The organism is Idiomarina sp. UBA4206 (genome assembly GCF_002383015.1).
Taxonomy (GTDB): Bacteria; Pseudomonadota; Gammaproteobacteria; order Enterobacterales; family Alteromonadaceae; genus Idiomarina; species Idiomarina abyssalis.
The window spans coordinates 62,848-82,345 of the sequence record NZ_DFTS01000031.1 but is presented as its reverse complement, the minus strand read 5'-3'; the positions used below and the strand labels follow the sequence as shown (position 1 = coordinate 82,345).

General features: G+C 46.8%; 16 protein-coding genes and 1 pseudogene. 6 read left to right on the top strand and 11 right to left on the bottom strand.

The window, feature by feature from the left end; translation table 11 throughout:
• The coding region (locus B3180_RS06845; protein ID WP_286843704.1) for an OsmC family protein at window positions 1–587 on the bottom strand (587 nt) is incomplete at its 3' end.
• A gap of 71 nt (window positions 588–658) precedes the next feature.
• Complete coding sequence (locus B3180_RS06840; protein WP_273022907.1) at window positions 659–1,198, bottom strand: DUF3750 domain-containing protein; 540 nt, start codon at window positions 1,196–1,198, stop codon at window positions 659–661.
• Window positions 1,199–1,359: 161 nt separating this feature from the next.
• Here B3180_RS06840 and B3180_RS06835 point away from each other — a divergent pair, with 161 nt between their 5' ends.
• On the top strand, window positions 1,360–2,769 hold the full coding sequence (locus B3180_RS06835) for a YdgA family protein (RefSeq protein WP_278358432.1): 1,410 nt from the start codon (window positions 1,360–1,362) through the stop codon (window positions 2,767–2,769).
• A gap of 57 nt (window positions 2,770–2,826) precedes the next feature.
• On the opposite strand, the gene kynU is transcribed toward B3180_RS06835, so the two are convergent.
• The 4 genes from kynU to B3180_RS06815 are packed head-to-tail and all read right to left on the bottom strand — an operon-like array spanning window position 2,827 to window position 6,767.
• Window positions 2,827–4,074, bottom strand: coding sequence for a kynureninase (gene kynU / locus B3180_RS06830; protein ID WP_199494323.1), 1,248 nt, complete (start codon window positions 4,072–4,074; stop codon window positions 2,827–2,829).
• Window positions 4,071–4,970: an alpha/beta hydrolase gene (locus B3180_RS06825; protein ID WP_286843700.1), complete on the bottom strand. Its 900-nt coding sequence runs from the start codon at window positions 4,968–4,970 to the stop codon at window positions 4,071–4,073. Before B3180_RS06825 ends, kynU begins: the two co-directional genes overlap by 4 nt.
• A 43-nt stretch (window positions 4,971–5,013) precedes the next feature.
• Window positions 5,014–6,282 carry a mechanosensitive ion channel family protein gene (locus B3180_RS06820; RefSeq protein ID WP_278356728.1) on the bottom strand — a complete coding sequence of 423 codons (1,269 nt, stop codon included), beginning with the start codon at window positions 6,280–6,282 and terminating at the stop codon, window positions 5,014–5,016.
• Window positions 6,279–6,767 carry a DUF962 domain-containing protein gene (locus B3180_RS06815; protein ID WP_199494324.1) on the bottom strand — a complete coding sequence of 163 codons (489 nt, stop codon included), beginning with the start codon at window positions 6,765–6,767 and terminating at the stop codon, window positions 6,279–6,281. The genes B3180_RS06820 and B3180_RS06815 overlap by 4 nt, the downstream gene beginning before the upstream one ends.
• A gap of 166 nt (window positions 6,768–6,933) precedes the next feature.
• Here B3180_RS06815 and B3180_RS06810 point away from each other — a divergent pair, with 166 nt between their 5' ends.
• From B3180_RS06810 to B3180_RS06800, 3 genes are all read left to right on the top strand, one after another.
• Complete coding sequence (locus B3180_RS06810; protein ID WP_278358434.1) at window positions 6,934–8,847, top strand: hypothetical protein; 1,914 nt, start codon at window positions 6,934–6,936, stop codon at window positions 8,845–8,847.
• Between the two features lie 145 nt (window positions 8,848–8,992).
• Entirely contained in the window at window positions 8,993–10,546 is a 1,554-nt protein-coding gene (locus B3180_RS06805; protein ID WP_199494336.1) for a methyl-accepting chemotaxis protein, read from the top strand.
• Between the two features lie 24 nt (window positions 10,547–10,570).
• The gene (locus B3180_RS06800) at window positions 10,571–11,131 is read left to right on the top strand and encodes a gamma-glutamylcyclotransferase (RefSeq protein ID WP_286843697.1); all 561 of its coding nucleotides are present in this window, start codon (window positions 10,571–10,573) and stop codon (window positions 11,129–11,131) included.
• A gap of 1 nt (window position 11,132) precedes the next feature.
• Here the strand turns inward: B3180_RS06800 and B3180_RS06795 are convergent, their stop codons facing one another.
• Both B3180_RS06795 and B3180_RS06790 read right to left on the bottom strand, forming a co-directional pair.
• Window positions 11,133–13,388 carry an EAL domain-containing protein gene (locus tag B3180_RS06795; protein ID WP_286843695.1) on the bottom strand — a complete coding sequence of 752 codons (2,256 nt, stop codon included), beginning with the start codon at window positions 13,386–13,388 and terminating at the stop codon, window positions 11,133–11,135.
• A complete protein-coding gene (locus B3180_RS06790) occupies window positions 13,388–15,079 on the bottom strand; it encodes an EAL domain-containing protein (RefSeq protein WP_222235775.1) in 1,692 nt (563 codons plus the stop codon). Before B3180_RS06790 ends, B3180_RS06795 begins: the two co-directional genes overlap by 1 nt.
• 111 nt (window positions 15,080–15,190) lie before the next feature.
• Between B3180_RS06790 and B3180_RS06785 the strand changes: the two genes are divergently transcribed.
• On the top strand, window positions 15,191–16,237 hold the full coding sequence (locus B3180_RS06785; protein WP_278358436.1) for an AI-2E family transporter: 1,047 nt from the start codon (window positions 15,191–15,193) through the stop codon (window positions 16,235–16,237).
• On the opposite strand, the gene cfa is transcribed toward B3180_RS06785, so the two are convergent.
• The 3 genes from cfa to B3180_RS06770 form a co-directional block, all read right to left on the bottom strand.
• Window positions 16,234–17,349 carry a cyclopropane fatty acyl phospholipid synthase gene (gene cfa, locus B3180_RS06780; protein ID WP_222235773.1) on the bottom strand — a complete coding sequence of 372 codons (1,116 nt, stop codon included), beginning with the start codon at window positions 17,347–17,349 and terminating at the stop codon, window positions 16,234–16,236. The two genes, B3180_RS06785 and cfa, sit on opposite strands and share 4 nt — an antisense overlap.
• An 80-nt stretch (window positions 17,350–17,429) precedes the next feature.
• The gene (locus tag B3180_RS06775) at window positions 17,430–18,602 is read right to left on the bottom strand and encodes an ammonium transporter (RefSeq protein ID WP_278358437.1); all 1,173 of its coding nucleotides are present in this window, start codon (window positions 18,600–18,602) and stop codon (window positions 17,430–17,432) included.
• A 10-nt stretch (window positions 18,603–18,612) separates the two neighbouring features.
• Window positions 18,613–18,951: a P-II family nitrogen regulator gene (locus B3180_RS06770; RefSeq protein ID WP_054489485.1), complete on the bottom strand. Its 339-nt coding sequence runs from the start codon at window positions 18,949–18,951 to the stop codon at window positions 18,613–18,615.
• A 219-nt stretch (window positions 18,952–19,170) separates the two neighbouring features.
• Here B3180_RS06770 and B3180_RS06765 point away from each other — a divergent pair.
• Window positions 19,171–19,498 (top strand): annotated as a pseudogene (locus B3180_RS06765) (pyridoxal-phosphate dependent enzyme); the annotation flags it as partial.

Below are 19,498 nucleotides of genomic sequence, written 5' to 3'. Positions count from 1 at the left end.
TCGCGAATATGCAGCGACCAGACATGCGGGACAATATTACGCCAGGAAGATATTTCTATCTTCATGCCTAAGTCCGCCAGTATGGCGGTCATATTGGCAATGGTTTGTTCCAGCGGTAAGTCTTTGCCTTCAATAAAGGTTCTGCTGTCGCTGTCAGGGCGTATGGTCAGTAACGCCTGAGCGTCTTGAGTAATGCTTTCAACCGCTTCAACGTCAAATTCCAGATCATTTTCTATAACGCGCTTAACGGCACAACGCTCAGCTGCCCGAATAATGGCTTTGCGGTCTTTCTCGGAAACATCGGCCGGTAATTCAACCTGAATTTTGAACAACTGCTTGTAGCGGTCTTCCGGGTCGACAACGTTGTTTTGTGAAATGCGGATATTCTCGGTTGGAATATCGCGGGCGTCGCAATACAGACGAATGAAGTGCGCCGCGCACATAACGGAAGACGCCAGAAAGTAGTCAAAAGGGCCGGGGGCGGAACCGTCGCCTTTGTATCGAATGGGCTGATCCGAAATAACCGTGAAGTCATCGAATTTTGCCTCAAGGCGCATATTGTCGAGAAAGTTTACATTGATTTCCATTTAGGGGGCACCGCGGTTGAATAAGTTGACTGCTGTCAGCGAGCAATGGGTGCATTATCCCATTTTTTTACCTATTGATCATTATCCGCGTAGCCGCTGCCAATAGCACTGAAAGGTAATTTCAGGCCAAGCTCAGGAACTTGTATGGCTATCCAGGCCGGAAAGGTATTGCTGTTAGGCCCCGGTAGCACTTCGTATTGGTCCGCCCAGGGGTAACGGGAAGCTGCTTCTTCAATGCGCGAGATCATTCCGGCGGCCTGGGTTCCCGATACCGAGAGTATTTTTTCGGGTTCGGCGCCATACCAGTAGCGGTCAGGGGTTGCTGTTTGATAAACACGCAGTGCCGGACGTCCATGCTCCACACCCCAGCCCACCACTTCGTATACGGTATACTCACTGGCATTTTCTGGTTTCACTGCCAGCCAGGTATGAACGGCAAACCAGCCACGCCAGCCAAACGCATCGGCGGCATAGGCTTCTATGACGGCTTGTTTTTCAATTTCAGGGTCAGGCGCGATACCCGCGGGCTCTCTGGACGCATCTCGCCAGTCGCCTGAGGAACATCCAAAAAGAAGGAGGGCAGTCAATGCTGCCGTTACTATCCTGACCATATTGCTATACCTGCTTAAAAAAGACCTGTTACTTCTACTGGAAAACTAACACAAAGGTTCACACTCGCCTATTGCGGGCATAACTTTTGCTGTCGGTTTTTAATTTATGTATAATTTCAACATAATAATTACAAATCACCTCTATAAATGAAAGGACTACTATGAATAAGAAAGGACTCCTTGGCGGCGTCGGTATTGTCGTTGTCGCTGCTGCTTTAATTGGCCCCCGCTTTGCCGGATCTCAAGTTGAAGACACATTGAAGCAGCACGTCGAGGCATTAAATAATGTGCCTGCCTATACAGCGCAAGTTGTGTCATTTGACAGAGGCTGGTTTGGCTCAACCGCAACCGTCGAGCTGGGCGTTGATTTCAGCGGTGCGTTCCCCGAAGCAGAACAATCTGAAGAGCTTTCTTTTGAGGTGGTTATTGATGTTCAACATGGCCCTGTGCTTACTCAGTTTTCTCCGGGGCTTGGTCTGGCGTCACTTGAGGCCAGCTCTAAAGACGAAGGCTTACGTGAGTTTCTGGACTGGGAAGATGAAACGCCTTTTTATCATATGGTTGGCTCTGTCGGTTTTTCCGGCACCTTTAGCTACAGCGACTCCATTTCTTCGTTTACCTTAGTGCCAAATGACGCCCGCCAGCAGATTTCAGTGTCCCGCTATGAAGGCAGTGGCGAGGTTTCGTCAGACAGCTTCAGCTATGAGGGCGTATTAGAGGGTGCTGAAGTGCTTATGGAAGTTCAGGCTGTCAGCGTTGGTGAGATGAAAGTCCGTACGGAAGCTAAAGGCGACTTGCTCAGTATTATGCAGGGTGGACTTTATGAAAGCGAAATGTCGATGCAGCTTGAAAAGGTTACTGCGCGCTCGCCTGATGATGTCGATTTTTTCAATTTAGAAGAGCTTGATGTCGAGGCTATCAGTGCATTTAGCGATAATGAAAAACACATGAATGTGGATATGAACTATTCGATGAAATCATTTATGTTTGGCGACACTCACCTTGAGAATCTTGTTGTAAACATGGCATTTAATAATCTCGATGCCGAGTTTTTGCGGGCCTACAACCAGACTATGCAAACTATTTATGACCAGGGGCCGGACGAAATGGAGGCGGCAACTGAGAAGTTGGTAAAAGACAGTTTACCGCAACTACTGAAGGCAGAGCCTGAGTTTGTTGTTAGTGAGTTTAGCGGTCAAATGGAACCGGGAAATTTTGAAGGCGACTTATCAGCTAAATTGGTTGGTGTGGCTCAGGTACCTGATAATTTGGATGATATTCGGTTCTGGCTTTCGAGTTTGATTGCCGATGCGTCGCTGACTGTTGATAAACCTCTATTAAAGTGGCTTGCTGAACAACAACTGTTATCAACTATGCGTATGCAGTATCCGGGTGCTGATGAGGCCGAGATGCAGAAAATGGCTGAGCAACAGGCGCCAATGATGATCAACATGTATTTACAGCAGGGCTTACTGACGGAAACTGAAGACGATTACCGCAGTGAGTTCCAAATGGAAGGCGGTGAGGCTATGCTCAATGGTCAAAAAGTTCCGTTAGGAAATATGATGTAAACCAAAGCCGTTCTGAAAAAGCCTCAACGCAGTGAGTTTCGTTGAGGCTTTTTGGTTTTAGGTGACGGTATTACGTTGTTGCCAGCGCGGATCCAGATGTTCATTTTCTGCTAACACTTGCCGCAACTGTTCGGCTGCCTGCCAAATATCCTCGAAGCTGTTATACAGTGGGGTGAACCCAAAACGAATGTAGTTAGGTGCACGGAAGTCAGCAACAACGCCTCGTTGAATTAAAGCCTGGCAGAGACCGTAAGCATGCTCGTAGTGATAAGACAGTTGGCTGCCTCGTTCGCTTCGTTGCTCTGGAAAAATAGGCTGCAGTACGTCATCAAGGTCATGAGTCTTTAATAACTGATGAAACACATCGGACAGTTGTAGCGACTTTTCTCTTAGCTTTTCTAAGCTAACGCCTTTAAAAACATCCAGCGCGGCGTCCACGGCTGACATAGCCAGAACCGAAGGTGTTCCGGTAAGCATCTGCTGTATACCCGCAGCCGGTTCGTATTCCGGTGAAAAGTCGAAGGGCCTGGCGTGACCAAACCAGCCACTTAAGGGTTGGCTCATGTTTTTGTGGTGCCGTTTTGCTGCGTAGATAAATGCGGGAGCACCGGGCCCTCCGTTCAGGTATTTGTAGGTGCAGCCGACCGCAAAATCCACTTGCCAGTCATCCAAATGAACGGGCATAGCACCGGCACTGTGTGCTAAATCGAGAATTACCAGAGCGCCGTTTTCGTGCGCATTGGCGACCAACTGCTTTGCGTTAATGCGTCGGCCGGTCCGAAAGTTCACTTCGGTTGCCAGCACCAGAGCGGTTTTGCTATTTATGTGCTGTTCAAGCTCGCTTTCGTCAACGAGCTTCAATTGGCAGCGATGCTGCCCTAAAAACTGAGCAACACCCTGAACCATATATAAGTCGGTAGGGAAGTTGTCTTTTGTCGACAGAACAACAGTGCGCTCAGAGTCCTGCGTCTGAACGATGGTCAGCGCAGCGGTGAGTGCTTTGAATAAATTGACCGATATTGAGTCGCAGCAAATGGTTTGCTCTGGTTCGGCCCCTATTAAATGCGCAATTTTTTCACCAACGGTTTGCGGCAAGTTCACCCAGTTATGGTCGTTCCAGCTATTGATAAGATCTTGTGACCATTGTTGTTGTATAACGTTCTGCAAGCGAGTTTCTGTTGCTTTGGTCATTATTCCTAAAGAATTGCCGTCCAAATAGACTTTATTCTCGGGTAACTGAAATTGTTCGCGGTGCTTTGCGAAAGGGTCAATGATGTCAAGTTCTTGTATGTCGGTAAGGTTCATGGATGAAGCTCGTTGTTCAGGCGTTTAATAATGGCTTTCCATGCGCTTGAGTGTGGGTGTATCAGGTCAAAATGGCCGACACCTTCCAGTATCTCTGTTTCTACGTCAATATTGTGAGTTTGGCTCAGTGGCACAATACGGTCGGCATCTCCCTGAATTAACCAGGTATTATCGTGCAGTTTTTGGGTTCTTGGACTGGCCTTCTGGTAATCACTGGTATTTTCGTAGGCGGTTTTCATTAAGTTTAAAGCCGCGCGGTTACAACTACCATCGGTTTGCGTGTAACTGACCATGTCGGTAATGGCAGCAAGGCCAATCACAACGTTAATGTTAGGCGATGCAGGAGTGTCATTTGCAGTGGCCAGCAATGCAAGGTGCCCGCCTGCAGAGTGCCCCATAACAGCGCTGGGTCGGCCATTAAGCTTGTCGCCAATAAAGTCGATAGCGGCTTCTACGTCGTTTAAGCTCGCTGGCCAGTCACCGCCTTCTTGGCCTAAACGGCGATACTCTATTGACCACACATTAAAGCCTGCGTTTCTTAATGCATTGCTGGCGGGGGTGGTGTGAGTAATGTCGTAGTCTTTTAGCCAGCAGCCACCGTGAATAAAAATAACGTTAGCGGCTGAGTCTGAATGTTCGCGCGTGCTCCAGAACTGGATAAACTGTGAAGTCTGCTCTCCGTAAGAGTAAGTTTTTGTCGGGCCTTCACTGTTAAGGGCGAGCACCTCATTAAAGGTAACTTGTTTAAGGAGCTCTTTGTTGTCTGCGCTGGCATCAGAAACGCCAAAAATGAAGAGCAGCAACAACAAGGTCTTGGGTAACATGAAGAGCACTTTCACAACGATACCACCACTGTATTCTCGGGTTACAAATGAGGTGAAAGACCATACAAGCATTTTTGAGCTGACTCAATAAATACTTGATTAATTGCTACAGATATCATTCCGGCTTATTTTGAGTTAACCCTAGTTGCTGCACCGCTGTGCGCACATCCTGGCCGGATGTTTCCTGAAATACCTGCAAATCAAATTGCGGCAGTATGGCAAACAAGTGATCAAAAATATCAGACTGTATGCCTTCGTAGGTTTCCCATGCTGTGTCATTGCTAAAGCAATAGATTTCAATAGGTAAGCCCTGAGGGCCAGGGCTCAGCTGCCTTACCATTAATGTCAGCCCTTTATGCACGTCAGGTCTGTTACTAAGGTACTGTTTCACGTAGGCGCGAAAGGTACCAATATTTGTCACCTGTCGGCCATTAATTGGATCTGCTCCGGTTTGCTCAAGGCTAGAGTTCCACTCTGAAATATCTTTCTCTTTTTGCTCCAGATAGTCGTTAAGCAAGGAGAAACGCTTAAGCTTTTTCTTCTGCTCGTCGGACAAAAAATGAATGCTGTTCTGGTCAATATACAAGGCGCGCTTTATACGGCGTCCGCCACTTTCCTGCATACCGCGCCAGTTTTTAAAAGACTCAGAGATAAGGCGTTTGGTCGGGATGTTAGTGATGGTTTTATCCCAGTTCTGAACCCGTACGGTATGAAGTGCGATATCAATGACATCGCCATCGGCATTTAGCTGTGGCATTTCTATCCAGTCGCCAACCCGAATCATGTCGTTAGAGGAAAGCTGAATGCTGGCAACCAGTGACAGTATCGTGTCCTGAAAGACCAGCATAGCAACAGCACCCATGGCACCAATTCCCGAAAGCAGAATAACCGGTGAACGGTCAAGTAGTGACGCTATGATGAGAATGGCGGCAACAACGTAAACCACAATTTTTGCTATTTGCAGATAACCTTTAATGGGCTTTTCATGCGCGTCGGGCTGACGGTTGTATATTTCATTAACACTGGTCATGGCGGCGCTGAATGAACGCGCCAGAGTCAATATTAAGTAAGCAATACTGATGTTACGTATGACTGTGGTAACGGTTTCAGGTAGGTCGGGTACCAGATAAATGCCGGCGGACAATACCAAAGCAGGAACAACCTGAGCCAGACGGTGCACAATAACCCGAATGCCAACGCCTGGGTCGCTGCCTAACTCTGTTTGTGACAGTAGTCGCGAAACACCACGTAATAAAACTTGCTGAGTGATGAGCTGGGATATCCAAACGGCAACTGCCAGAATAACACAGGCGCTAATGGTATAAGCCCAGGGTTGGGAGGCCGCCCAGTCATGAAACCACTGAGGGTAATCCAGTTCCATCATAGTTTTTGTTCCACCGCTGCTTTTAAGTCCTTTCTAAAGCCTAAAATGAATACAACTTCTGCCACCACAAATAAGGGACCAATTGCTAAACCCATAATGTCATCAACAAAAGCGGGCTTTCTGCCCTCAAAATAATGGCCAATGAATTGGAAGATCCAGCCGACTACGAATAGGCCAATGCCCCAACTAAGCCAAAACATTGTTGGTAAAGCTGCAATGTCCCGGCCAATGGCTAAAGACAGCCATAGCAGCACGGTCATGAGTAGCCCAAGCTTAATATCAAGCCGAATATAAAAAATAACAGCGGCTAAAACAACCAGACTGGCCGGGGTGATCAACAGATAATCCAAAGGTAGTGCAGGTCGAGACAAGAGACTAATGATACCAACGACAATCATAGGAATGCCGACAATGTGGGTCGCCACATTCTTACGATTACGATGATAAGCCGCATACTGCGCTAAGTGATCAACGATGTTTTTCATAGGTTTTGCCAGTTGGTGCCTAAATAGAAGGTTAGATTGCTACGCGTGGGGCTTGATGTCAATGAAGTAAGCGCCTTTGCCATACCTAACTTTCTATTGCTCAGCCGTTAACTTACCGCTAACCTAAAGCCTTTATTTTTATTAGGTATTAAATAGGGGAAGTTCGGTGGCGTTTGATTACGGTTCGATTGATCTGGGGTTAAAGAACCCGTTTAAAACCGAAGGATTGGTGACGAGTGTTCGCGGTGTGGTGCAATCGTTGTTTGGCATTTATTTACTGGTAGCAGGTGCCGGGGCCGTTAAGCCCGATGCAATTACAGGCTGGGTATTAGCTATCTTCGGGCTGTTATTGCTGGCTGGCGGTATTAAAGTGCTGAGTGGCGGTATTATGGCTATGCTGCGCTACTTTGTTGGTCGTAACCATCCAACATCACTGGCACGCAATTTTAGTAAGTCTGAACGCAGCACAGCGCAGGAAGAGTCGCGTTACGTTGCTTATAACGATCAGGCATTGGAAGAAATGCTGATGGGTCGTAAGAACAGTACCTTTATAGAGCCAAAAGGCTTGTTGGCGCGCATTGCTCACACGGTATTTCCCAAGTTGCTGTTTATGCCTTACCCCATTCGAAACATGGCGCAGCGTTTGTTAGGTGCGTGGGTGCGTACTCTGACTGCAATGGTTGCCTTTGGTTTTGCTGCCTTTGTTTCTCTGGCTGGGTTTGCCGGTGACGCTGGTGTACTTGCGTTCCCGGTTTATACTGTATTGTTAACGCTGTATATCATGCATGTATGGAAGGCTGCAGGCCAGGCTATATCGCGCGGAGCAGAGCAGTCTATTGATTCAATGGGTAGTGGCGATTTGGTTAAAACTATAGCCTTTGCGCTGCTTCTACCGGTTGTTGTAGGTCTGGTTGTTGGATGGTGGATGAACGCCGCAAATTTAACCGCGGCTGCAATTGAGCAACAGTTTGCGGCGTTACCAAACTTTCATGCCGGTTGGTATCTATTGAGCATTTTTGTCGGTGCTATTGTTTGTACGTTAGTAACCGTGGTGCTGTTGAAAAAACGCTTAGCCGATGCGAACCCGGTTTCCGAAGTTTCAGAGCTACGCGAAAACTGGCAGGAGTCAGTACACCCTAAAGAAATCTTTATTAATTTGGATAATCTGGTAATGGCGAACCGTCGTTACCGCGAAGTACCTAACCGGGTCTATCGTGAGCTTGATCCTAACTTGCAGGAACAAGTAGACGGTAAAGGCGCATTCAGCGGTGAGATGATTCAGGAAGTGCAGCCACGAGTTAAACCTATGGGGTTGGGCGCTTTATTTGAAAAATCCCGCCTGGTGAGTTTGTTGTTGGGTAACAGCCTGTTCATTGTTGGTGTGCTTTTCACTTTCTTTTTAGCTTATGCCACGGTGGATGTGGTGAAACTGCTGGATAGCATGAACTACCGGTTATCAGAGAATACGGCTTACGCTGACTTAATGGCTCTGGCTGGTGTTGCCATGACGGCTATTCACTTCTTGCTTATCGGTTATGTGTTACGCGCCTTTGCGCGGTTAGCGGCAAATATTGCGCATCTGTTCTATGCTGAAATTCAGTTTGAATCAATGCTTATCTACTTTAAGTGCGAAGGTACTTTCACCGAATCTAAAATATCAACTGGTGCGGGTATTCACGACAGTACCCGTTCCGAAAACACCTTAGTACGCAGCAGTATCACTCCCTGGGTTATTGTCTCTCGTATTGTGTCGACAACTTTTGCGGCTACAGGAATGAAAAACCTGGAACACCCTCGACACATTCTGGAAATGCATAAATCGGACGATGAAATGGCATCAATTCGCAACGATGTCATCGACTTCCTTAAAGATCGTGAGTCTATTGCTTCTATTACCAGCAACAGAGACTTAGGTAATGCCTCCCAGATACATCAGCTAAATGAGCAGACACGCGCAATTCCTGCAAGTCAGGAAAAGTTGCAGCAAAACAAACCGCAGGCTTCGGACGAAGAAGCGGCGGGTTACTTGCGACAGCAAGAAGAACTCGACTCAAACGACGAAACTGAAAAGGAGCGTTGATTCTAATCAATTAAATGGTCAGGCGAGTTAGCGCTCGCCTGGCTTTGCTACCAAGGTCGTAGTGCACCGCCATAAAGTTTCATAGAAACTGTTCGATAAATATACATGGTTTGTTGCGTTGTTTACGCCTTATGGAAGCGAAAAAATGTCCACAGTTGATGTGAAACCACCTTTACTAATAACGGTTTTAGCGATAGTTGCCAGTTTAATCGTTACCTCGTTTGTCCCCTGGCTTTGGCTTCAACTCTGCCTGCAGTCTTTATTGTTCATTGGTTTAAGCGTTTTTTATATTAGCTACTTGCGGCGAGCCCAGGCTCCTTTTGATGAGCCTGAAGATACCGACGACAGCACCGACCACCTTGCTGAAAACTCCGGAAAGAATGCTATTGCAACGGCCGAACTCAGCTTTGCTATTACCCGTTTTAAGACTGTACTGGCCGATATTGTAGAGCGCCTGGAAGAGAGCGTCGATAACTCGTCCCGGGTGAGTGAGAGGGCTCAGGGAATAGAGACTTTCTCGTCGGAAGTTGCGGTTGCTGCTGAGCAAACTAAGCAGATAAGTCATGAAGGCAGAGAACGAATAAAGCAGCTGACCCACGAAATTGATCTCGTTGTATCAGACAGCCGGGGAAGTGCCGAAGCAGTTAAGGGCCTGCAGGAGAAGGCCAGTGACATTCGCAAAGTGACTCAGGTTATTGACAGTATTGCCGAACAAACCAACTTGCTGGCGCTTAATGCGTCAATAGAGTCGGCTCGTGCAGGCGAGCATGGCAGAGGCTTTGCGGTCGTTGCTGATGAAGTGCGAACGCTGGCGGGAAGAACCTCGGATGCTACCGTAGAAGTCAGTAATCTGGTAGAGGCGATTCATACCGAAACGACTGCTGCTGTCAAAAATATCGAGCATTTATCAAAGCACATTGAGCAGCAGTCTGAGACCACCGCGGGCATTGTTGAGCAGCTGGCTAGCATTGTTGAGCAAGCAGAAACCGTCGAGCAACAACTGCAGAAAATAACGGCATTAATGGGAGAAAACGCTCAGGATCTTTCCCGAAACGGCGAGCTGCTGCATTCGGTTAATTCGGACCTGTCGGAACAGTATCAGCAACTTGATGATGTCAGTGGTCAGGCAGAGCAACTGGAAATGCAGTCGGAACAGTTATTTGCGCACTTGGTTGAGAACGACGCCGACGCAGAGCATAGAGTTATTTACAAAGCCGCGACGGATGCGGCACAGCAAATTGAACAGCGTTTAGAGCAGGCGCTCGAGCAGGGTGAGCTGACATCCTCTGAGTTGTTCTCAAAAAACTATGAACCCGTGCCGGGGACAGATCCGGTAAAATACAGAACCGCTTACACAGAGTTTTTCGACAGTGTATTGCCCGCTATTCAAGAATCGGTTCTGAAGCGTCACGAACATATTGTCTACGCTATCGCGACTGATCCGAATGGGTATGTCGCCCGACATAATGACGCCTTTAATAAACCATTAACCGGGGATCCAAACAAAGACTTGGTCGGTAACCGTTCTCGTCGATTGTTTAATGATAAAACCGGTGCGCGTTGCGGAGCCCATACACAAGCGTTATTGTTACAGACGTACAAGCGCGACACGGGCGAGGTTATGCACGATTTATCGGTACCTGTCTATGTGAATGGAAAGCATTGGGGAGGTTTCCGTATCGGCTACAAACCTTTGTAACTGAAAAATAGGCAAGAGAGTTGTATGTCACACGATACCATTGCAATAAATAGAGAACGTCAGGATTTAAGTGGGTTGGAAGCTGTTTGGCTATTTGGTTATAGGTCACTCATTTACAAAGTTGACTTTCCTTATCTCGAAAGGGCGCCCGCCTCTATTGAAGGCTGGTCGCGCCGCTTCTGGCAAGGCTCGCATGACCATCGTGGTACGCCGGAAGCTCCGGGTAGAGTGCTCACCTTAATTGAAACGCCGGGTGAAGTTTGTACTGGTATGGCCTATAAAGTATCGCCGGATGTGTTTGAGCATTTGGATCATAGGGAGAAAAACGGTTACCTGCGTTTTACCACGGCAATGACGTTTCGCGATGGCTCTCAGAACGAAGGTCTGGTTTACATTGCAACAGAAGAAAATGAAGCGTTTCTTGGTGCTGCCCCTGAATCTGAAATAGCCCAGCATATTGCCCGTGCATCGGGACCCAGTGGCCCCAATGCCGAGTACCTGGTAAAGCTGCAACTGGCGCTACAGCAACTGGGTGTGAATGACCCACATATTACTCAGATTTATGAGGCCTTAGTAGAAGACTAAATCAGTCACTGCTAAAAACATCATCAGCGGCCTGAGGTAGCTTATAAAGCTGCCCTTGCCAGTAATGGCAGCCAAACTCTTTGAGTTTATCAAGTTGGGCCTGATTCTCTACGCCAACTGCCTGTACTTCTAAGCCTAACTCGGTGGTCATGCGTATAACTGCTTTGACCAGGTTTCGTGAGCGTTCGTTGGTATCAAGGTCGCGGATAAACTCACGTTCAATTTTAATTTTGCTGACCGCCATAGTTTTCAAATGCAGCATACTGCCTATGCCCTTACCAAAACGGTCGATAACCAGCGTAATACCTAATTCGTGCAGTTGTTCAATAATCTCGAGCGTATTCGGCAGAGGTTCGCTTAAGCTACTCTCGCTTAAATCGAATTCAATTTTAGCTAAAAGCTTAGGGTTTTCTTTATTTAACCTGTTCATGGCCTGGTAGAGCCGCTGTGATATTTGCTCAGTGGCCAAATTAATGGCTATTTTACCTGGCGTAATATTCTGCTGTTGCCACCTTTCAACCTGGGCTACAACGTTTTCGATGACCCAAATACCCAAAGTGTCTAACATGCCGTTAGCGTCAAACTGGGGAAGGAATTTTTCAGGGTGTAAGGTACCAAGTTCTGGGTGTTCCCAACGCAACAAAGCCTCAACACCGACGACCTGCTTATCCATATTGAGCACTGGCTGATAGACCAGTTGCATTTGCTCACTTTGAAGAACGCTATGTACATCTTCCTCTAGCTGAATTTCATCGTAAGAGCGGTTCTCAAGTTCTTGTTTGAAGTAAGCCTGGTTTTCATTCTGCTGGTCTTTAGCTGAGTTCATTGCCAAATTAGCCTGAGCTAAGAGCTTTCCGCTATCGTGCCCGTCTAAGGGGTAAACGCTGGCACCAATACTGGCTGTTAGTTGAACTTGCTGATCATCACTGGTCAGCCCAAAAGGGCGCTCGTAGGCTTTTTGAATTTGTAAGATAATATTCTGAATATCGATGTATTCGACAATGTGATTCAGCACAATAGCGAACTCGTCACCACCCAGATTGTATAGTTTAGTGCCAAAAGGAGTGACTTCTTTTAGCCTTTGGGTCAGGCGCTGTAAAATTTTGTCGCCAATGTGATGACCGTATTTGTCGTTTACCTGATGAAAATGATCGACGTTCATGACTAACACTGCAGCGAGGCGATCGCTGGGCAACTCATCCAGCAGTCTGGACAAATCTAATGCCAATGAATTGCCGTTAGGTAGCCCGGTTAAGTCGTCAAAAAATGCTAACTTCTGTAACTGCCGCTGTTGCTGTTTCATTCGGGTTACATCGCTTAATGTAGCGGTATAAGTCGCTTCTTCAGAAAAGCCTGAAACGGCCTCTCTAATTGTCAGAACAGCGGAGTAACGTTTTTTCTCTGCGTTACGGCCAACAATTAAAATGCTTTGGTTACAAGGGAAGTTACTGTCAAGATCGTCGATATCTGTAGCGGTGAAAAGCTCCTCTAACTTTGAGTTAACACACTGAGCTTCGGTTAATCCGGAAATTTCGGTAAATGGAGCATCCACGCTAATGACTTTGCGGTGCTTATTGAGCAAGGCAATACCAGATAAGACCCCATGTTCTGAGAGCTCGCCAGCTTTGCCGTTTGAGTTATCAACATAATCGGCTGAGATATTGGTCCATGAACCCTGAAAGCTTAAAGGGCGTCTGTTGGTGCGGCGTAATTCGTCCCGTACCCACACGTAGTGGCCTTGTTTATGACGGAAGCGATACTCGTAAACGAATTGGTCTTCTTCAAGGCTTCGTAAAATGGTTTTCTTGGCTAACTGTGTATCGTTAGGGTGGATATTGCGTAACCACCAGCCTGGCGCTTTCACCTCCTCGGGTGAGTAGCCCATAATGCGTTCACAATTTGGGCTGACCCAGTCAATGCGAATGCCTGAGTCCAGTGAACGCAGTTCGTAATGAATGGTAGGGCTGTTCCCAAGATAGTTATAAAGCAGTTCGCGAGATTTTTTTAGTCTTAAAACCCAAATACGAGTAAAGAAAAACAGAAAAAACACAGATAAAACGACAAAGCCCCAGGGTTTCCACCGGTTCATAAGGTTTTGGGTATCGGTTTCTAACGTTAAATTCTGAATTAGGGCGCTGGATCCAATCTCCCAAACTATAGCTGCAACTATGTAGGCTATTACCAGAATAACTTCCGGGCGCTTGAAAAACGGTCGGCGCCACTTATGCTGAGTTGTTAACTTCATTTTGTCTTTCATTATCTTATCCGGGCCCAGGGTATATCAGCCTTTTTCAGCGACTTACTTAGAATCGATCCTTGTAGTTCCTCACATCCTATTTGTTTTAACAGAAGGAGTTTAGCGCGGTCATTAATGCCTGTGGCTATGGTGGTTAAACCGCGAGCTCTCGCCATTTTGACCATAGACGCTAACTCTCGTTTTTTGTCACTGTGCGACGTTGCTTTTTGTACCAACTCTTCAGAGAGTTTTACGGCATCTACGGGTAGTACAAAAAGTGACTGAATGGTCGAACGACCCTCTCCAAAATGTGAAGCTATGACGTTACAACCAACGCTTCTTAAACGCTCCAGATACCGTTTCGACTTATCAGACAGTGACATTAGAGCACGTTCGCTCACTTCAATATAAACTTGCCGCGCAGGAAACTTAGAGTCCTGTAGCTCGTGTGCCAGAACGTTTAGCACAATAGGGTCGACAATATCATTAATAGTGATATTAATAGAAACTCGCACTATGACTTTTTGTTTTAGCCAAGTTTTCAAGTCTTTAAAGGTGCGTTGAATCATCCAGGATGTGAACTGCTGGGTTAACGAAGCTTCCTCTATCATGGGCTTGAACTCTTCTAAATTCATGCCGCCACGTTTTGGGTGCACCCATTTTGCCGATATTTCCAGAACGGAAAAGTAACCCGTATTGGTGTTAAGGCGGGGCTGGAAGTAAAGCTGAATGTCATTATTCTTCATGGCCTCGCTAAACTGACGAGAGAACGTCACCTCTTCAATTTGGTCTATCGCGTTATCATTTTGTTCCAAAAATGAAAACTGCTGTTTTTTCTGAAAGGCATTAAATGCATGTGCCTGAGCTTCATCGAACACTTTTTGATGGTCTTCTTTAAGCTGGTCTTTTTTGACCCGGAGTACACCTGCTGCACTATCCATTTGGTACGAAACGCCGTCGACCACTATCGGCTTTTCTAAAAAGCTTTCAATTTTGCTCTGCAGCTCTTTGGTATTCTCTTCTGCCTCTGCGCTAACGCCAACGAGTTCATTTTTCGACGTTTGCCCAACGTGAACCTGGTCGCCAAGTAGCTTTTTCAATTGTATTGCCATTTGTTTGACCAGTTCATTGGCTTTTTCAGTGCCTACTTGCTGCTGAATTTTCTCCATATTCTGCAAGCGAAAGTTGAAAATATCGATAAGGTCGTCCGGAGCTCCGTCCTTACTGTGACCAATAGTTTCTAGCTGTTCCAGTAAGGCATTAATGTTAGGCAAGTCTGTGCCCTGATATTTGAACTTCGCACTTTTTTCCGCGCCATTAAGCTCTTTTACGACTCTTGCAATAATGCCGGCGATAGTGGCAATGAAAGTGAAAGCCAGTAAGCGAAGGATCCAGCCGCCGGCAATTTCGTTACTGCTTATTAATGAATCAGAAAAAGAAAATGGGCTCAGTAAAACACCGCACATGAACCCAGCCAGTGCGCCAATACGGGGGCCAAGTAGAAGTCCGGTTAATACTAAAGGAAAGTAAAGTAAATGCTCGTACAGGCTTGGAAGTCCACCGGTCATTTCAATAACCCGGATAAAAGCAGCAATAAATATCGCCAATACAAACCCAATAAACACCTGTTTTTCGGCGTTCATCTTTGTAAAGTTAATCAAACTTTCTTTGCACCAAGTGGCAAAGCTGTATGGATCTTCCGATTTAGGCATTTATTCTTATCAGTTGTGATAAATTAAGCAGTTAGCTATGTTGAGATTGTTATCTAACGGGAAGTCTGTCAAGTCTTTACGCAAAGAATTACTAATGCCAAGGAAGCAAGTATGCGGGAATCATTAGAAAGACGTTCATTTTTACTGACGCTGGCACTTGTCAGCATTGCCTTTGCCTGGGTACTTATACCTTTTTGGGCTGCTATTTTTTGGGCTTGTGTCGTTACGGTAATTTTCTCGCCGTTGCAGCAACGGTTGAAGAACAAGTTTGGAGACAAGCCTAACCGGGCAGCGCTTGTTACGCTGCTAATTGCACTTGTTATTGTTGTCATCCCGGTACTGGGAATTTCGTATTCATTCGTGCAAGAGGGCGTTAGTTTTTACCAGCGACTGGATGAAGGCAAAATCAATCCAGGAAAACTTTTTGATGAAATTCAGACTGCTTTCCCAATCATTAATGATCTTCTTGCTCAGTTCGATATTAAAGCCAGCGATGTGCGAGATAAAATATCCTCGACAGCCGTTAGCGGTAGCAAGTTTTTAGCGGAAGAAGCACTGAGCATTGGTCAAAACACATTTTCTTTTCTGATTAGCCTGGCTTTAATGATTTACCTGACTTTTTTCCTGCTAAGGGACGGACACCGTTTAATTAACTTGATGGTTAAGGCATTACCTCTGGGAGATGAACGGGAGCGTAAGCTATTTACTAAGTTTGCGGAAGTAACACGCGCGACGGTCAAAGGGAACTTGGTGGTTGCGATTGTTCAGGGGGCGTTAGGCGGTATTATCTTTGCGTTGCTTGGCATTCCGGGCGCTTTACTTTGGGGTGTTGTGATGGCGTTCTTGTCACTCATTCCTGCAGTGGGTGCCAGCCTGGTCTGGCTACCTGTGTCTATTTATCTATACGCGACAGGAAGCTGGATAGCCGCGACCATACTCGTTGCTTACGGTGCAATTGTTATTGGTCTGGCCGATAATGTATTACGCCCAATTTTGGTTGGCCGCGATACAAAACTGCCGGACTACTTAGTGTTGTTTTCCACTCTGGGTGGTTTGTCTCTATTCGGAATTACCGGTTTTGTATTAGGGCCGCTTGTTGCAGCCCTGTTCCTGGTCTTCTGGGATATCTTTATGACGGAATTTAACGCGGACTCTTAAAGCTGAGGCCGTGAATACCCGCCAACGCGCCCTTTAGGTGATAATACCCACTGCCAGAGTTGGATATCACGGGCGCGGAAGGCTCCGGCGCAAGATAGTAAGTAGTATTTCCACATACGGTAAAACTCATCATCAAATTGCGATTTAAGCTCCGGCCAGGCCTTATCAAAATTCTCAAACCAGGCCATTAGGGTTTTATCGTAATCAGCCCCAAAGTTGTGAAAGTCTTCGCAGACAAACTTTTCTTCCAGCGCGGTGCCAATTTGTGAAATAGAAGGCACTTCGCCATTAGGGAAAATGTATTTACTGATCCATGGGTCAGCTGCTGTGTCGCTGACATTTTTGCCTATCGTGTGAAGTAAAAACAGACCGTCTTCTTTAGTGCAGCGCAGGGCTACATCCATATAGTCGTCATAGTTTTTCTGGCCTACGTGCTCGAACATGCCCAGGCTGATAACCCGATCAAACTGCTCATCAAGCTCACGGTAGTCTTGTAATCGAAACTCGACAGGCAGGCCTTTACAGCGCTCTTCACCCAATGCAACTTGTTCTTTAGATATAGTAACGCCAACGCATTCAACGCCGTAATTTTCAGCAGCGTATTGCATAAAACTGCCCCAACCGCAGCCTATATCAAGCACTCGCATACCGGGTTTCAGGCCTAACTTTTTACAGCAAAGCTCAAGTTTGTGCCGTTGCGCTTCATCGACATCTTTCGCTTTTTCCCAATAAGCACAGGTATAAACCATGCGTTCGTCAAGCATAGCTGAGTACAAGTCGTTGCCCATATCGTAATGGTGCTGTCCAACTTCCCAGGCTTTCGACTGACTTTGTAGATTGAAAATGCGGCTTTTCAGAGAGTGAAAGATAAGGCGTGCGGGGTTTACTTTGTCTTGAATGCCCGACCGCAAAAGCTTGAAAAAAAACTGATCAAGAGACTCGGCATCCCATAAGCGTGCCATATAGGATTCGCCAAGACCCAGGTTGCCACGCGACAAAGCCTGATCAAAAACGGTTTCATCGTGTATTTGCATGTCCCAGGCCCGATTGCCGTTAATGCGAATATCTGCCTGAGCTAAAAGTTCTTCAACATACTCTCGTGATGTCGACATAATTGTCCGCCCATTCATGAAATTGATGGCATAAAACCGTATCAAGAACGGGCGGGCCTGGCAATATGACGTCGGTATTGCTACTTCTGCGAAGTAAACTCCGGATAAGCCTCAACGCCACAGTCAACCTGATCTAAGCCTACGTATTCCTGTTCTTTCGTCACGCGAATACCTACGGTCAGCTTGAGTATAGTCCAGATGATAAAGCTACAGGCAAAGACCCAACCGAAAATTGTGGCAACGCCGGCGAACTGAATCATAAAGCTGGCGCTGGAGTCAGTTATGGGCACTAGCAGGGTACCGAATATACCCACGACACCATGTACCGAAATGGCCCCAACCGGGTCGTCAATGTGCAGCTTATCCAGAGCAATAATTGACAACACAACAATGAGTCCGGCGACAAAGCCAAAAACACTTGCCTGCCAGGGTTCGGGAGTAACGGGTTGTGCAGTTATGGCGACTAAACCGGCTAAAGCACCGTTTAGTATCATAGTCAGGTCGGCTTTTTTCCAGAGTAACTTGGTAAACAGCAGTGCCGCTATTGTTCCTGCTGCTGCCGAGGTGTTGGTATTGACCATAGCGCGTGCAATGGCGTTGGCGTCATCAACTGAGCCCAGGGCTAACTGTGACCCGCCGTTAAAACCGAACCATCCGAACCAGAGAATAAAAGTACCCAGTGCGGCGAGAGGCATGTTTGAACCCGGTAAGGCATTAATACTGCCGTCACTCAGGTATTTGCCAGAGCGGGGACCCAGCAATATGACCGCCGCCAGTGCTGCTGATGCCCCGGTTAAGTGAACAATACTGGAGCCGGCAAAATCGACAAACCCCCAGTTTGCTATCATGCCGCCGCCCCAGGTCCACAAGCCCTGAACCGGGTAAATAAATGCGCTGAGTACCACACAAAAAACTAAAAAGCTCATGAGCTTCATTCGCTCTGCTACGGCGCCGGAAACAATGGACATAGCGGTTGCAACAAACACAACCTGAAAGAAGAAGTTTGCATCGGCGGCGTAAGTAGGGGAAGGATCCGGGTACATGACTTTATAACCAATGGCTAAATAAGTAATACAGGCAATGGAGTAGAGAGCAATATTTTTGGTCAGAATTTCAGTGGTGTTTTTGGCTCTTACCAGGCCTGCTTCTAGCATTGAAAACCCGGCTGCCATCCACATGACCAGCGCGCCGCAAACAAGCAGATAAAAAGTATCGAGGGCAAAAGTGAGTTGCTGTAAATCTTGTGCTTCCATGGGGGACTCCTTAAAGAGCGTCTTTGTCAGTTTCACCGGTACGTATGCGAACGCAGTGCTCAAGTGGCAGAACAAATATCTTTCCGTCTCCGATATTGCCGGTATGAGCCGCTGCGCTAACAACTTCCAGCGCCCGTTCAAGGGTTTCATCGGGAAGCGCCAGTTCTATTTTCATTTTGGGAAGAAAGTCGACCTGGTACTCGGCTCCTCGATACAGCTCGGTATGGCCTTTTTGCCGGCCAACACCACGAACTTCGGTTACAGTTAAGCCGGAGCAGCCAATTTCAAACAAAGCCTGCTTTACATCCTCCAGCTTGAAAGGTTTGATTAACGCAACGAGCATTTTCATGAGGCTTCCTTATTAAAAGATTGTTAAGCAACCTTCTAATTCAGGAAATGTGCCAAAGATTAATTTGTTGATATTTATGGATAAATAGAATTTCGATGAGAGCTCTGCACAAAAAACGTGCGCAACCTCTGTGCACTGCACCAAAAGTGCTATTGAACCCAGACCTTACAGGGGAGATACTATTTACCTACAGTAATGCAGGATGAAAGGTGCAGTAGCATGAAACTTGGAGCACGGCAGAGCGACCTTATTGGTGAGACAGATCTGTTACGGATACCATCGCTGTCTGATTTAACCGGGTGCGATATCTTTATTAAGTGCGAGTTTCAGAACCCGGGAGGCTCAATAAAAGATCGTGCTGCTAAACAGCTCATTGACGACGCTATGCAGCGCGGCGAACTTAAGCCGGGTATGACCGTAGTGGAAGGTACTGCCGGCAATACTGGCATTGGCCTCGCGGTTGTTGCTAAGTCCTATGGGCTGAACATGCTGGCGGTTATGCCTAATGATCAGACACCAGAAAAAGAACGGATGATACGCCTGCATG

Excerpts from the sequence above, each read along its gene's own strand:
- B3180_RS06840 (WP_273022907.1), bottom strand. The coding sequence starts at position 1,198 with ATGGTCAGGATAGTAACGGCAGCATTGACTGCCCTCCTTCTTTTTGGA.
- B3180_RS06835 (WP_278358432.1), top strand. The coding sequence starts at position 1,360 with ATGAATAAGAAAGGACTCCTTGGCGGCGTCGGTATTGTCGTTGTCGCT.
- kynU (WP_199494323.1), bottom strand. The coding sequence starts at position 4,074 with ATGAACCTTACCGACATACAAGAACTTGACATCATTGACCCTTTCGCA.
- B3180_RS06825 (WP_286843700.1), bottom strand. The coding sequence starts at position 4,970 with ATGCTTGTATGGTCTTTCACCTCATTTGTAACCCGAGAATACAGTGGT.
- B3180_RS06820 (WP_278356728.1), bottom strand. The coding sequence starts at position 6,282 with ATGATGGAACTGGATTACCCTCAGTGGTTTCATGACTGGGCGGCCTCC.
- B3180_RS06815 (WP_199494324.1), bottom strand. The coding sequence starts at position 6,767 with ATGAAAAACATCGTTGATCACTTAGCGCAGTATGCGGCTTATCATCGT.
- B3180_RS06805 (WP_199494336.1), top strand. The coding sequence starts at position 8,993 with ATGTCCACAGTTGATGTGAAACCACCTTTACTAATAACGGTTTTAGCG.
- B3180_RS06800 (WP_286843697.1), top strand. The coding sequence starts at position 10,571 with ATGTCACACGATACCATTGCAATAAATAGAGAACGTCAGGATTTAAGT.
- B3180_RS06795 (WP_286843695.1), bottom strand. The coding sequence starts at position 13,388 with ATGAAAGACAAAATGAAGTTAACAACTCAGCATAAGTGGCGCCGACCG.
- B3180_RS06790 (WP_222235775.1), bottom strand. The coding sequence starts at position 15,079 with ATGCCTAAATCGGAAGATCCATACAGCTTTGCCACTTGGTGCAAAGAA.
- B3180_RS06785 (WP_278358436.1), top strand. The coding sequence starts at position 15,191 with ATGCGGGAATCATTAGAAAGACGTTCATTTTTACTGACGCTGGCACTT.
- cfa (WP_222235773.1), bottom strand. The coding sequence starts at position 17,349 with ATGTCGACATCACGAGAGTATGTTGAAGAACTTTTAGCTCAGGCAGAT.
- B3180_RS06775 (WP_278358437.1), bottom strand. The coding sequence starts at position 18,602 with ATGGAAGCACAAGATTTACAGCAACTCACTTTTGCCCTCGATACTTTT.
- B3180_RS06770 (WP_054489485.1), bottom strand. The coding sequence starts at position 18,951 with ATGAAAATGCTCGTTGCGTTAATCAAACCTTTCAAGCTGGAGGATGTA.